Here is a 237-nt window from a genome sequence, read left to right on the forward strand (position 1 = left end):
GTCTCTATCTACTGTGGGCGTTAGAAATTTGAGTGGATCTGATTCTAGTACGAGAGGACCGAATTGGACAAACCTCTAGTGTATCTGTTGTCCCGCCAGGGGCACCGCAGAGTAGCTACGTTTGGAAGGGATAAGCGCTGAAAGCATATAAGCGCGAAACCCACCACAAGATGAGATTTCTTTTAAGGATCGTGGAAGATGACCACGTTGATAGGCTATAGATGTAAAGGCAGTAAT

The 237-nt window shown here is 46.0% G+C and carries 1 rRNA gene; it reads left to right on the forward strand.

The annotated features are described in order from the left end of the window. A 23S ribosomal RNA gene (locus tag AC805_RS16875) occupies positions 1 to 237 on the forward strand; the annotation flags it as partial.

The organism is Pseudanabaena sp. 'Roaring Creek' (genome assembly GCF_001402795.1).
Lineage (GTDB): Bacteria > Cyanobacteriota > Cyanobacteriia > Pseudanabaenales > Pseudanabaenaceae > Pseudanabaena.